At 61.5% G+C, this 12,923-nt stretch carries 12 protein-coding genes and 1 tRNA gene; 8 read left to right on the forward strand and 5 right to left on the reverse strand.

Going from position 1 to position 12,923, the window contains the following annotated elements:
- Nucleotides 1-23: 23 nt before the first annotated feature.
- The 5 genes from tig to ACN6KF_RS06940 all read left to right on the forward strand — a co-directional run bounded on the left by tig (nucleotide 24) and on the right by ACN6KF_RS06940 (nucleotide 7,062).
- Nucleotides 24-1,442, forward strand: a complete 1,419-nt coding sequence (tig, locus tag ACN6KF_RS06920) for a trigger factor (protein WP_434956129.1) — start codon at nucleotides 24-26, stop codon at nucleotides 1,440-1,442.
- Between the two features lie 299 nt (nucleotides 1,443-1,741).
- Entirely contained in the window at nucleotides 1,742-2,374 is a 633-nt protein-coding gene (locus ACN6KF_RS06925; RefSeq protein WP_434956130.1) for an ATP-dependent Clp protease proteolytic subunit, read from the forward strand.
- 280 nt (nucleotides 2,375-2,654) lie between these two features.
- Nucleotides 2,655-3,914, forward strand: a complete 1,260-nt coding sequence (clpX, locus tag ACN6KF_RS06930; protein ID WP_434956131.1) for an ATP-dependent Clp protease ATP-binding subunit ClpX — start codon at nucleotides 2,655-2,657, stop codon at nucleotides 3,912-3,914.
- A 533-nt stretch (nucleotides 3,915-4,447) separates the two neighbouring features.
- Nucleotides 4,448-6,871 (forward strand): endopeptidase La, encoded by a 2,424-nt coding sequence (gene lon, locus ACN6KF_RS06935; protein ID WP_434956132.1) that lies wholly within the window; start codon nucleotides 4,448-4,450, stop codon nucleotides 6,869-6,871.
- Nucleotides 6,872-6,986: 115 nt separating this feature from the next.
- Nucleotides 6,987-7,062 (forward strand) — tRNA-Val (locus tag ACN6KF_RS06940).
- 46 nt (nucleotides 7,063-7,108) lie between these two features.
- On the opposite strand, the gene ACN6KF_RS06945 is transcribed toward ACN6KF_RS06940, so the two are convergent.
- Nucleotides 7,109-7,321: a hypothetical protein gene (locus ACN6KF_RS06945; RefSeq protein WP_434956133.1), complete on the reverse strand. Its 213-nt coding sequence runs from the start codon at nucleotides 7,319-7,321 to the stop codon at nucleotides 7,109-7,111.
- Between the two features lie 285 nt (nucleotides 7,322-7,606).
- Between ACN6KF_RS06945 and ACN6KF_RS06950 the strand changes: the two genes are divergently transcribed.
- From ACN6KF_RS06950 to ACN6KF_RS06960, 3 genes are all read left to right on the forward strand, one after another.
- A complete protein-coding gene (locus ACN6KF_RS06950; protein WP_434956134.1) occupies nucleotides 7,607-8,098 on the forward strand; it encodes a DUF4189 domain-containing protein in 492 nt (163 codons plus the stop codon).
- A 234-nt stretch (nucleotides 8,099-8,332) separates the two neighbouring features.
- Nucleotides 8,333-8,590, forward strand: a complete 258-nt coding sequence (locus ACN6KF_RS06955) for a YjhX family toxin (RefSeq protein WP_434956135.1) — start codon at nucleotides 8,333-8,335, stop codon at nucleotides 8,588-8,590.
- A 117-nt stretch (nucleotides 8,591-8,707) separates the two neighbouring features.
- Entirely contained in the window at nucleotides 8,708-9,205 is a 498-nt protein-coding gene (locus tag ACN6KF_RS06960; RefSeq protein WP_434956136.1) for a GNAT family N-acetyltransferase, read from the forward strand.
- Nucleotides 9,206-9,244: 39 nt separating this feature from the next.
- Here the strand turns inward: ACN6KF_RS06960 and ACN6KF_RS06965 are convergent, their stop codons facing one another.
- Genes ACN6KF_RS06965 through rfbF form a run of 4 tightly spaced genes read right to left on the reverse strand, consistent with a single transcriptional unit; the run spans nucleotide 9,245 to nucleotide 12,876 of the window.
- Nucleotides 9,245-9,775 (reverse strand): dTDP-4-dehydrorhamnose 3,5-epimerase family protein, encoded by a 531-nt coding sequence (locus ACN6KF_RS06965; protein ID WP_434956137.1) that lies wholly within the window; start codon nucleotides 9,773-9,775, stop codon nucleotides 9,245-9,247.
- A complete protein-coding gene (locus ACN6KF_RS06970; protein ID WP_434956138.1) occupies nucleotides 9,772-11,016 on the reverse strand; it encodes a methyltransferase domain-containing protein in 1,245 nt (414 codons plus the stop codon). The genes ACN6KF_RS06965 and ACN6KF_RS06970 overlap by 4 nt, the downstream gene beginning before the upstream one ends.
- A gap of 10 nt (nucleotides 11,017-11,026) precedes the next feature.
- Nucleotides 11,027-12,106, reverse strand: coding sequence for a CDP-glucose 4,6-dehydratase (gene rfbG, locus ACN6KF_RS06975; RefSeq protein ID WP_434956139.1), 1,080 nt, complete (start codon nucleotides 12,104-12,106; stop codon nucleotides 11,027-11,029).
- Nucleotides 12,103-12,876 carry a glucose-1-phosphate cytidylyltransferase gene (rfbF, locus tag ACN6KF_RS06980; RefSeq protein WP_434956140.1) on the reverse strand — a complete coding sequence of 258 codons (774 nt, stop codon included), beginning with the start codon at nucleotides 12,874-12,876 and terminating at the stop codon, nucleotides 12,103-12,105. The genes rfbG and rfbF overlap by 4 nt, the downstream gene beginning before the upstream one ends.
- Between the last annotated feature and the right edge of the window lie 47 nt (nucleotides 12,877-12,923).

A 12,923-nucleotide genomic window follows, 5' to 3' on the forward strand; every position in this document is an offset into this window, starting at 1 on the left:
ACTCACGGATTCGGGACAAGAATATGCAGGTGACCCAAACCCTGGCCGATGGCCTGAAACGGGAATTCAAAGTGGTGGTGCCGGCGGCCGATATCGCCACGCGCACCGACGCCCAGTTGGAAGACATGAAGGGCAAGGTCCGCGTCAACGGCTTTCGTCCGGGCAAGGTGCCGGTGGCGCATCTGCGTCGTCTCTACGGCCGCTCGGTGACTGCCGATGTCGTCAACAATTTCGTTGGCGAAGCCAATCGCAAGATCGTGGATGAGAACCAGATCAAGCTGGCCATGGAACCCAAGCTCGATTTCGGTGCCAACGATGAAGGCGTGACGCAGGTGCTGGACGGCAAGGCCGATCTCGCCTGGACCGTCGCCGTGGAAGTGCTGCCGACCTTCGAGGTCGGCGACATTTCCGGCATCAAGATCGTCAAGCCGGTGGCCGAAGTCGCCGACGAGGAGGTGCAGTCGCGCCTCGAGGATCTGGCGCGCCGCAACGTGACCTATGCCGACAAGAAGGCCAAGTCGAAGGCCGAGACCCACGACCGCGTGATCGTCGATTTCGTCGGCAAGATCGACGGCGTCGAGTTCGAGGGCGGCAAGGGCGAGGACATTTCTGTCGACCTCGGCTCCAACACCTTCATTCCCGGCTTCGAGGATCAGCTGATCGGCGTCACCGCCGGCCAGGAAAAGACCATCGAGGTCAAGTTCCCCACCAACTATGCCTCCGACACGCTGGCCGGCAAGGACGCCACCTTCGACGTCAAGGTCAAGGCGGTGCAGGCTGCGGGCGACTTGGTCGTCGACGACGAACTTGCCAAGTCCGTCGGCCTTGAATCGCTCGACAAGCTCAAGGAAGTGATCAAGAGCTCGATCGAGGGCGAGTACAACAACGTCTCGCGCAGCAAGGTGAAGCGCCAGCTCCTCGATGCGCTGGATGCGAAATATTCCTTCGATCTGCCGCCGACCCTGTTCCAGCAGGAGTTCGACAATGTCTGGCTGCAGGTCGAGCGCGAGATGCAGCAGACCGGCCGCACCTTCGAGCAGGAGAACACCACCGAAGAGGCTGCCAAGGAAGATTATCGCAAGATCGCGGCCCGCCGCGTGCGCCTTGGCCTCGTTCTGGCCGAGATCGGCGAGAGCAACAAGATCCAGGTGACCGAGGAAGAGGCGACCCGCGCCGTGATCGAGCGGGCCCGCCAGTTCCCGGGCCAGGAGCGCCAGATCTGGGAGTTCTATACCAAGAACCCGCAGGCGATTGCCGAGCTGCGTGCCCCGATCTTCGAGGACAAGGTCGTCGACCATATCCTCTCGCTCGCCGACGTCACCGAGGACAAGGTCTCCAAGGAGGAATTGTTCAAGGAAGACGACGAGCAGGCTGCTCCCGCCGCGGCAGAGGACAAGCCGGCCAAGGCCAAGAAGGCCAAGGCTGCCAAGTCTGCCGAGTGAGGCTGCGCCGAGCCGTCGTGGTTCGTCGAAACGGATATGCAATGGCCGGGCCTGCCCCGGCCATTGTCGTTCTCGAATGCCCTCGGTTTTCGCAAAAGGCGGAGAGGGGACTTGCAGGACGAGACTTGACGACACATTTGCGACGAGAGGGCCCGTTTCTGCTCAGGCAAGCCACCCTCGACACCCGTCGCGCCTTCATGTCCCAGCGGGGGGCGGGAAGGTTCACTTGACAAACAGGCTCGCGATCCCTGCCCTGACGGGAACATGGACTGCCGAGATTCGCTTGCTGGAGAGATTTGATGCGAGATCCGATCGACTTCTATACCAACAACCTCATACCGACCGTGGTCGAGAGCACCAATCGCGGCGAGCGTGCCTGGGACATCTATTCGCGCCTGATGCGCGAGCGCATCATCTTCCTGACCGGCCCGGTGGAGGACTACATGGCCTCCATCGTGGTGGCCCAGTTGCTGTTCCTCGAGGGAGAGAATCCCAAGAAGGAAATCGCGATGTACATCAACTCGCCGGGCGGGGTGGTGACGGCAGGCCTGTCGATCTACGACACCATGCAGTTCATTCGCTCGCCGGTTTCCACGCTTTGCGTCGGCCAGGCCGCATCGATGGGATCGCTCCTGCTTGCCGCCGGCGAGAAGGATCTGCGCTTCGCCTTGCCCAACGCCCGGATCATGGTGCATCAGCCTTCGGGCGGCTATCAGGGCCAGGCGACCGACATCCTCATCCATGCCGAGGAGACCCGCCGGGTGAAGCAGCGCCTGAACGAGATCTACGTCAAGCACACCGGCCAGGACATCAAGACGATCCAGGACGCTCTCGAGCGTGACAATTTCATGGAAGCCGAGCAGGCGAAAGCTTTCGGTATCGTCGACCATGTCAGCGAGAAGCGCCCCGATGAGGGCGCTGCCAAGGCCTGATATGACGTTGCAGGAGGCGACCTGCACGAGTTTCGCCACAGTTCATTGCGATGGATATCGGTAATGATCTGTTGACGTGAAGGGCGCTAAATTCCAGCATTGAACCTGCTGGATGCAGTGTCATCAAAGATTGCAGGGGCGAACGCCACTTGGCATAACCCTTGCAATACGAAACTTGTCGATGCAGGTACGCCTGCAGGATTGTGTTTACAGCCACGGGGGTTCCCGTGGGATTACGCGGAATGTCCGTTCCGCCGAGAGAGCCCGAAAGGGGGATGCCATGACCAAGGCCGGCAGCGATACCAAGAACACGCTCTACTGCTCGTTCTGCGGCAAGAGCCAGCACGAAGTTCGCAAGCTCATCGCCGGCCCGACAGTGTTCATCTGCGATGAATGTGTCGAGCTGTGCATGGACATTATCCGTGAGGAGAACAAATCCTCATTGGTGAAGTCGCGCGATGGGGTACCGACCCCGCGTGAGATCTGCAAGGTGCTCGACGATTATGTGATCGGTCAGATGCAGGCCAAGCGCGTGCTCTCCGTGGCCGTGCACAATCACTACAAGCGCCTCAACCATGCTACCAAGCACAGCGATGTCGAATTGGCGAAGTCGAACATCCTGATGATCGGGCCGACCGGCTCGGGCAAGACACTACTTGCCCAGACCATGGCCCGCATCATCGACGTGCCCTTCACCATGGCCGATGCCACCACCCTGACGGAAGCCGGCTATGTCGGCGAGGATGTCGAGAACATCATCCTCAAGCTCCTGCAGGCGGCCGACTACAATGTCGAGCGCGCCCAGCGCGGCATCGTCTATATCGACGAGGTCGATAAGATCAGCCGCAAGTCCGACAACCCCTCGATTACCCGTGACGTTTCGGGCGAGGGCGTGCAGCAGGCCTTGCTGAAGATCATGGAAGGCACGGTGGCCAGCGTTCCGCCCCAGGGTGGACGCAAGCATCCCCAGCAGGAGTTCCTGCAGGTCGATACCACCAATATTCTCTTCATCTGCGGCGGTGCCTTCTCGGGCCTCGAAAAGATCATCTCGAGCCGCGGCAAGGGCACTTCGATCGGCTTCAGTGCTCGCGTGGTGACACCGGAGGACCGGCGGACCGGCGAGATCTTCCGCGAGGTCGAGCCCGAGGATCTCTTGAAATTCGGCTTGATCCCGGAATTCGTCGGGCGTCTGCCTGTCATTGCGACACTGGAAGACCTCGACGAACCGGCGCTGATCAAGATCCTGACCGAGCCCAAGAACGCACTGGTGAAGCAGTATCAGCGCCTGTTCGAGATGGAGGGCATCGATCTGACCTTCCAGGAGGAGGCCTTGTCATCGATTGCCAAGAAGGCGATCGAGCGCAAAACCGGTGCGCGCGGCCTGCGATCGATCATGGAGGGCATCCTGCTTGACACCATGTTCGAACTGCCGGGCCTCGACGGTGTCGAGGAAGTGGTGATCTCCAAGGAGGTCGTTGACGGACAGGCTAAGCCGCTCTTCATCTATTCTGAAAAGCAGGAGGTTTCCTCCACCGGCTGATGCCGGCAGGAACAACGCTTGCACTGCAATGCCGGCCTGTGGGCCGGCATTGTCATGTCGGTGCCTGCCTGCAGTCATGTTGAAATGCATGGCTCGATCTGGTGAAGGTCGACCATTCGCCGCATCGGCCGTTGATTGCGCTGGACGTCGGAGGGGGGTATCGTGGGGCCAGGAGGGATCAGCTCGATTCGAGCTGGTTTCCGTAGAAAATTACGCGATTTAAAGGATTGTCGAAGCTTTTCGGGACGTCATTTCAAGGATAGCTCGTAGCTCCCCGCAATCAATCCAAAGTCGATCGGGCAGAAAATTACAGTGAGGTTCGCAGGTGCGAGAAGGAAAATCGAGACAGCGCAATTTACCGGGATTGGCCGGCTTGACACTGTGCTTGGTGCTCTCCACCTAACCCTTATCGAAGCAACTGTGCCCAGCCGGGGCAGTTGGGAATACCTCCGGGTCGCTCTTCATGTTGGCCAGGAGGATAGCGCCGCTGGCACGGCTATTGCAGCGTGGTACGGCGCAGGAAAGGATATGCAATGACAACGAATAAACAGCGTCCTCCGTTGCCGGCCGGCACCGTCGATACGTTCCCGGTGTTGCCGTTGCGCGACATCGTCGTGTTCCCGCATATGATCGTGCCGCTCTTCGTCGGCCGCGAAAAGTCGATTCGGGCGCTGGAAGAAGTCATGCGGACCGATCGCCACATTCTGCTGGCGACGCAGTTGAACGCCGCCGAGGATGATCCGGCGCCGGAGGCAATCTATAAGCTCGGCACGCTGGCTACCGTGCTGCAATTGCTGAAGCTGCCCGACGGCACGGTGAAGGTGCTGGTCGAGGGTGTCGATCGCGCGCGCGTGCTCTCCTACTCCGGGCATGATGATTTCTACCAGGCCGAAGCCGAAGTCCTGGGCGATGGCAGCGGAGAGAAGATCGAAGCCGAGGCGCTCGCCCGTTCCGTGGTCGCCGAATTCGAGAGCTATGTGAAGCTCAACAAGAAAGTGTCGCCGGAAGTCGTGGCCACGGTCACCCAGATCGAGGACTATTCCAAGCTGGCCGATACCATCGCGGCGCATCTTGCGGTGAAGATTGCCGACAAGCAGGAAGTGCTGGAGATCCTGTCGATCTCTGCGCGCCTGGAAAAGGTGCTCGCCCTGATGGAGAGCGAGATTTCCGTTCTGCAGGTCGAGAAGCGCATCCGTACCCGCGTCAAGCGGCAGATGGAGAAGACCCAGCGCGAATACTATCTCAACGAGCAGATGAAGGCGATCCAGAAGGAATTGGGCGACGAGGAAGGCAAGGACGAACTCGGCGAACTCGAGCAGAAGATCAAGGACACCAAGCTCTCCAAGGAGGCCCGCGATAAAGCGCAAGCCGAAATGAAGAAGCTGCGCCAGATGTCGCCGATGTCGGCCGAGGCCACCGTCGTGCGCAACTATCTGGATTGGCTGATTTCTTTGCCCTGGGGCGACAAGTCCCGGATCAAGAAGGATCTGCCGCATGCCCAGGAGATTCTCGATGCCGATCACCATGGCCTGGAGAAGGTCAAGGAGCGCATCATCGAGTATCTGGCGGTGCAGCAGCGTGCCAACAAGTTGACCGGCCCGATCCTGTGCCTCGTCGGTCCGCCGGGTGTCGGCAAGACCTCGCTCGCCCGTTCGATCGCGAAGGCGACCGGCCGCGAATATGTGCGCATGTCGCTCGGCGGCGTCAGGGACGAGGCCGAGATCCGTGGCCATCGGCGCACCTATATCGGCTCGATGCCCGGTAAGGTCGTCCAGTCGATGCGCAAGGCCAAGAAGCAGAATCCGCTCTTCCTGCTCGATGAAATCGACAAGATGGGCCAGGATTTCCGCGGCGATCCGTCTTCGGCTCTGCTGGAGGTGCTGGATCCCGAGCAGAACTCGACGTTCAACGATCATTACCTCGAGGTCGATTATGACCTGTCGAATGTGATGTTCGTGACCACGGCGAACACGCTTAACATCCCGCCGGCGTTGCTGGATCGCATGGAGATCATCCGTCTCGCCGGTTATACGGAAGACGAGAAGGTCGAGATTGCCCGCAAGCATCTCATCCCTTCCTCCGTGCAGAAGCATGGTCTGAAGGCGCGCGAGTTTTCGATCGATGACGAAGCGCTACTCAACCTGGTGCGCCGCTACACGCAGGAAGCCGGGGTGCGTAACCTTGAGCGTGAGATCTCGAACCTGACCCGCAAGGCCGTCAAGGACATTCTGATGTCCAAGAAGAAGAGCGTGAAGGTGACCAACACGGTGCTCGAAGAGTATCTCGGTGCGCCGCGCTATCGCTACGGCCAGGCCGAACTCGAGGATCAGGTCGGTGCGGTCACGGGTCTGGCCTGGACAGAGGTCGGCGGTGTGCTTCTGACCATCGAAGCGGTGATGATGCCTGGCAAGGGCAAGATGATCGTGACGGGCAATCTGAAGGACGTCATGCGCGAGTCGATCTCCGCGGCAGCCTCCTATGTGCGTTCGCGTGCCATCGATTACGGCATCGAGCCGCCGCTGTTTGACAAGCGCGACGTGCATGTGCATCTGCCCGAAGGCGCAACGCCCAAGGATGGCCCTTCTGCCGGCATCGCCATGGCAACTGCCATGGTGTCGGTGATGACGGGCATCCCGGTTCGCCGCGATGTCGCCATGACCGGTGAGGTCACTCTGCGCGGCCGCGTGCTGCCGATCGGTGGCCTGAAGGAGAAGCTGCTCGCTGCGCTGCGGGCTGGCATCAAGACCGTGCTGATTCCGGAAGAGAATGCCAAGGATTTGGCAGAACTTCCTGATAATGTGAAAAACGGCCTCGAACTGGTGCCGGTTTCCAGGATGGAAGAGGTTCTGCGCAGGGCGCTGGTGCGCATGCCCGAGCCCATCACCTGGGACGAGGACAAGAACGCGCCGCCGCCGGCCAAAGCCGGCGATGACGCCAACGCCGTCGTCGCCCACTGACACTGAAATGATCTGGGAGCGGCCGTGCCTCACAAAGGCACGGCCGCTTTCTTTTGCCTTGCGAAGCGCGCGCAAGCACAATAGACAGAGGCCCTGTGTGGTTCCCCGCGACTGGGGGCGGTTAGCTCAGTTGGTAGAGCATCTCGTTTACACCGAGAGGGTCGGCGGTTCGAGCCCGTCACCGCCCACCAATGATTCAATCGTTTAGCGTTGTCATCCTGCAAGCGCGATTTGTGTTTAGCCTCGGCCTGCTGCTGCCTTGCGTGTCGCCGGTTGCAGGTCCTGTCTGTGCACTTCGATCGAATCCAGGCTTTTGTCGAACAAGGTTGGATCGCCTTCCAGATAGGTGGCCGCCCAAATCTCGGCCTCGACGAGATCGTCGAAAGTCCGCGCTTCCGGCAGCGGTACGACGTGAGCGCCGCGACGTTTCATGATGACGAACTGGGGCATTCGAGTCTTCCTGAATATTGAATTCATAGATGAAATGCACGCCGAGGCGCGCGGGTTCCACAGCGACGCTCGTTTCACACTCTCGCCTCGATCGACCTCCGTAAATTGCGGCCGGGGGAAATCGGCCCCAACAAGGATGCGAAATCACCGGTGTTGAGGTCGCTATAGTGTCAACGTCCCTTCAGCCGGGATGACCTCTTGTCAAAGCCTGAATTCTATATGCATATCCTTGCGTAAGGCCACCGGATCGGCGGGACGCGACCGGGCTTTCGGCGGGGACAGACAATGCGCAGGGCTTTCTTTATCGGTGTCACGCTGGCCGCGATGAGCTTGCCGGCCGGTGCCGGCGATAACAGGGACACGACCTACGGGGCTGTGCAACCCGATCCGCAGACCACTGCCGACCGAGCCGTCTGGGGGGCAATCGCCTATTCACCCTCGACAGGCAAGGATGGCATCTTCTGGGGAGCGGCGACACGTGAGGAGGCGCGCGAAACGGCGCTCCGCCATTGTCGCAATGCCATCGGGCAGAAGGACGGTGCGGGAGATGACTGCGCTCTTGCCGTGCTCGTTTACAATGACTGGGATGATCGGCGTATCGGCCGGACTGCCAGCGCCCACAATCGGGCGCCGCATTGCGGGGCGGTTGCCGTTGGTGAGCGCCATCGCTATGCCGCCGCGCGCGGACGCAGCCTGGCCGAGGCGAGGGATGGCGCACTCGCGGCGTGCGCGGATAAGAACGGCGCCTGCAAGGTGCAGCAGGATTTGTGTACCTGAGGCTTGTGACCCTCGGCAGGCCCTGATGACTGGGTCGGATTGACACCGGGCCAATGCCGAACTATGCGATGGCCACCTGCTGATTTGAGCGGAAGGTTTTATGTCAGAGCTTGTGGGAAACCGCTGATCGTCTCGATTTGACGAGACATGAGAAAGCATTGCGAGGCGCTGTGGCTGGATCAGCCGAGCGCCCGGGCGATGCTTGTCATGGTTTCTGCGACAGGCTCTACCATCATGAACATTTCACGGGGCGAGCAGCGTGTGCTGCACGTGCTGGCCCAGGGCGGCCATATCCGTCATCACCGCGGTGATAATGGCCGCATCCACCATGTCGACTGCTTCACGCGCGACGGCCATCGTCTGGCCGACTGCACGCTGGAGACATTCTGCAAGCTTCACCGCAAGAGACTGATCGAGTCGCATGCCTCCGGCCCTTACCGCATTTCGCGCAGGGGGCGGGAGAGCGTGCGCGCGCAGGCCGACAATCGCTGAACAAGAGAAAAGTGCGATTTCTTCGAATGGCACTTTTTCTCCAACGCATTGTTTCAACGCGGTTTCTTGATCAACAAGCCCATCGGCTTTTCTGAAAAACGCTTTAGAGGACAAATCATGCAAATCCGGCCAGAACGTGCCGACGATATCGGCATCATTCGCGCGGTGACGAAGGCGGCCTTCGAGGGAATGGCGCATAGCAGCCAGACGGAGGCGGCGATCGTCGACGCCTTGCGGGCGGCGGGAGCCCTGACTTTGTCGCTAGTTGCGGAAAAAGCAGGCGAGATCGTCGGCCATGTCGCCTTCTCGCCCGTCACCATCGACGGCGCTTTTCGGCACTGGTACGGGCTGGGGCCAGTATCAGTGCGGCCGGACTGCCAGAGGAGCGGCATCGGGCGAGCCTTGATCGAGGCAGGCCTAGCCGATCTTCGCCGGCTGAGGGCCGAAGGCTGTGTCGTGCTGGGAGATCCGGCCTATTACAGCCGTTTCGGCTTCAAGAACGAGGTGGGGCTTTGCCTACCCGGCCTGCCGCTGGTCTATTTCCAGTGCTTGCCCTTCGGGGCTGACACACCGCATGGAAACGTGGCCTATCATCCTGGTTTCGAGGCGAAATAGCGTGCCGTCAGCCGCGAAAGCCCCGCGGCTGACAGCCTTTCACGTACCGAAGGCCGGCCAGGCCTCATCCGCCGGTGCGATCACCGCCGGCGGATGAGGCCACTCGATGGAGAAGGCCGCGTCGTCGTAGCGATAGCCTCGGGAATAGCCGGGAACATATTTGCGGCCCATGCCGTACAGGACGTCCGTGCCGGCTTCGAGCGTCAGGAAGCCATGGGCGCAGCCCTCGGGAATATAGAGCTGGTGCAGGTTGTCGGCGCTCAGCTCCGCGCCGATCCATTGCCGGAAAGCTGGACTATCCGGCCTCAAATCGACCACGACATCATGGATCGCGCCCCGTGCCACCTGGACGAGCTTGGCCTCGGCGTGAGGCGGGTCCTGGAAGTGCATGCCGCGCAGCGTGAAGGCCTTGTCGTTGCGCGAGAGATTGGTCTGCACCGGCGCGAAGGTGATGCCGGCCGCGGCGAACTCATCCGGGCAATAGGTCCGGGCGAAGAAGCCGCGATCATCACGCCGCGGCTCCGGCTTGATGAGGAAGCAACCCGGGATCCGCGTTTCGCTGAAGATCACGGTGTGAGCCTGATGCTGGGCACGGCCGTCACGAAGGAACTGCCTGAGGGCATCAAGGGGCGCATCTGCTCCATCACCTCTTCGGCGATGTTCCAGGGCAGGATGACCAGATAATCCGGCGTAATCTCGCTGATCTTGTCGGGCGAGAGGATCGGAATCTGGCTACCGGGTAGCAGGCGGCCCTGCTTGGCCAGGGACCGATCGAAGACCGCCACGATATCGGCAGGGCCGACGCCGCAGAAATTCAGGAAAGTATTGCCCTTGGCGGCAGCGCCATAGGCGGCGATGATCTTGCCGGCGGCCTTGGCCTCGGCCAGGAAGGCGAGGAAGCTGCGCTTGACCTCGGCGACCTTGGCGGCAAAGCCTTCATAGCCTGCCAGGGTGTCGAGACCGGCGGCGTGCTCCTTGGCGCGCAGGGCATCGAGCCGCGCCGAAGGTTGGTGGCTGGAAGCTGCCGGCGCCGCGAACAGGCGCAGCGAGCCGCCATGGGTCGGCAATTCCTCCACATCGACGGCCTTGAGCCCGACGGCGGCAAAAACCTTTTCAACCGTCACCAGCGAGAGATAGGAAAAGTGCTCGTGATAGATGGTATCGAACTGCACCTTCTCGATCAGATTGAGCACGTGCGGGAATTCGAAGGTGACGACGCCTTCGGGCTTGAGCAGGGTGGCGAAGCCGCCGACGAAATCGCGAATGTCGGGGACATGGGCGAGCACATTGTTGGCGGCCATCAGATCGGCGCGCTTGCCCTGGCCGACCAGGCGCCTGGCGGTTTCGACCCCGAAAAAGGCCACCTCGGTATCGATGCCCTTGGCCCGGGCCGTCTCGGCGACGTTGGCAGCCGGTTCGACACCGAGCACCGGCACGCCCGCGGCCTTGAAGTGCTGCAGGAGGTAGCCGTCATTGGAGGCGATCTCGACAACCAGCGAAGCGCCGTCGAGCTTGAAACGCTCGATCATCGCATCCGCATAGCGCTTGGCATGCGCGACCCAACTGTCCGAATAGGACGAGAAATAGGCATAGTCGGAGAAGATGGCATCGGGCGGCACGGAATCGTCGACCTGGACCAGCAGGCAGCTCGGACATACGCGTGCGTGCAGCGGGAAGCTGCGCTCGGGATTGCTGTCGTCGGGCAGGCGATAGTCATTGGCGAGCGGCATCGAACCGAGGTCGCACAGGGTGGTCGTCAGCGGCGTGGCGCAGAACCGGCAATGGGGAAGCGTTGACTTGGCATCGGTCATGGCGGCGGTCTCAAAGCGTCGAGAAACGGGAGATCTGGTCGAGGGTGAAGGCGTGCATATCCTGGCCGGCGGCCTCGGCCGCATACCATTGCGCGGTCCATTCCAGGCTGGCCGGGCCGGCCAGCCTGTCCTGCCAGCCGAGGAGGTGGCGGGCGCGGTCGGAGTTGACGGTAAGGGCCTTCATCTCGATGGAACCGGGTACCGGCTTGTGCAGCCAGTCCGGCTTGCGGTCGAGGGCGTGGAAGACAGCGTCCGCCACTGCCGAGACGGGCAGGGGTCGAGACGGATCGGGGCCGAAATTGAGCGCGCGCGGCGTATCGGCAACGGTGGTGAGCCGCTCGGCATAGACGAGATAGCCGTTCACACAGTCCAGCACATGCTGCCAGGGACGTGTCGCTTCCGGATGGCGCAGTTCGAGCGGCCTCCCGCTGCGCACGGCACGTACGATATCGGGAACCAGCCGGTCGGCCGAATGGTCTCCGCCGCCGATGACATTGCCGCCGCGCGCCGTGGCAACCGGCACACCCGCTTTGTCGAAAAAAGAGCGGGCATAGGCATAGGTGACGATCTCGGCCGCCGCCTTGGAGGCAGAATAGGGGTCCTTGCCGCCGAGCTTATCGTCCTCGCGGAAGGCCGATCCTTCTTCCTGGTTGAGGTAGACCTTGTCCGAGGTCACCGCGAGGATACAGGCGAGGCCGGGGCGAGAGCGCAGGGCGTCGAGAAGATGGACAGTACCCATCACGTTGGACCCGAAGGTCTCGACCGGATCGGCGAGGGAGCGTCGCACCAATGCCTGGGCCGCGAGATGCAGCACGATCTGTGGCTGCGCCACATTCACTGTTTGGCGCACGGCCTCGGCGTCACGCAGGTCGCCCAGAATCGAGCGGACCGCGCTGTCCACGCCGGCTGCGGCGAACAGCGGCTGGTCGGCGGCCGGCGGCAGCGCAAAGCCGGTGACCTCGGCCCCCAGCCGATGCAGCCACAAGGCCATCCAGCTTCCCTTGAAGCCGGTATGGCCAGTCAGGAGCACCTTCTTGCCCCGCCAGAAGCCCGGTGAAGGCAATGCGCCTGCGGCAGCTGCCCCGATCACGGCCAGACCTTCCAGGGCGCCTTGCCTTGTGCCCACAATTGTTCGAGATGGTTCTTGTCGCGCAAGGTGTCCATGGGCTGCCAGAACCCCGAATGCCGATAGGCCATCAATTCGCCGGAGGCGGCCAAGGCTTCGAGCGGTGCGCCTTCCCAGGAGGTCTGGTCCGTCTCGATCAGATCGACCACGCCCGGTTCCAGCACGAAGAAGCCGCCATTGATCAGCGCATTGTCGCCCGGAGGCTTTTCGATGAAACGGGTGACTTTTTCGCCGTCGAGGGACAGGGAGCCATAACGGCCAGGGGGGATCACGCCCGTCAGCGTGGCATGCTTGCCATGCTTCTTGTGGAAGGCGATGAGGGCGCCAATGTCGACATCAGCGACGCCGTCGCCATAGGTGAAACAGAAGGATTCGCCCGGCGTCAGGAAGGGCGCGACCCGCTTCAGCCGGCCGCCCGTCATGCTGGTCTCGCCGGTATCCACCATGGTGACCCGCCAGGGCTCGGCCTTCTGGTTGTGATAGGTGACCTCGTTCTTCTCGGCGTCGATCGTCACATCCGCATTGTGCAGGAAGTAATTGGAGAAATACTCCTTGATCATATAGCCCTTGTAACCCAGGCAGATCACGAAATCATTGATGCCGTAATGGCTGTAGATCTTCATGATATGCCAGAGGATCGGCCGGCCCCCGATCTCGATCATCGGTTTGGGGCGCAGATGCGATTCTTCGGAAATGCGTGTGCCCATGCCGCCGGCGAGAATGATAGCTTTCAAGGTCTGATCCGATAGACAGAGGGTGGTGGCGCGGCTATAGCCGCTTG

It is taken from the genome of Labrys methylaminiphilus subsp. lupini (assembly GCF_051161885.1).
In the GTDB taxonomy this organism is placed as follows: Bacteria; Pseudomonadota; Alphaproteobacteria; order Rhizobiales; family Labraceae; genus Labrys.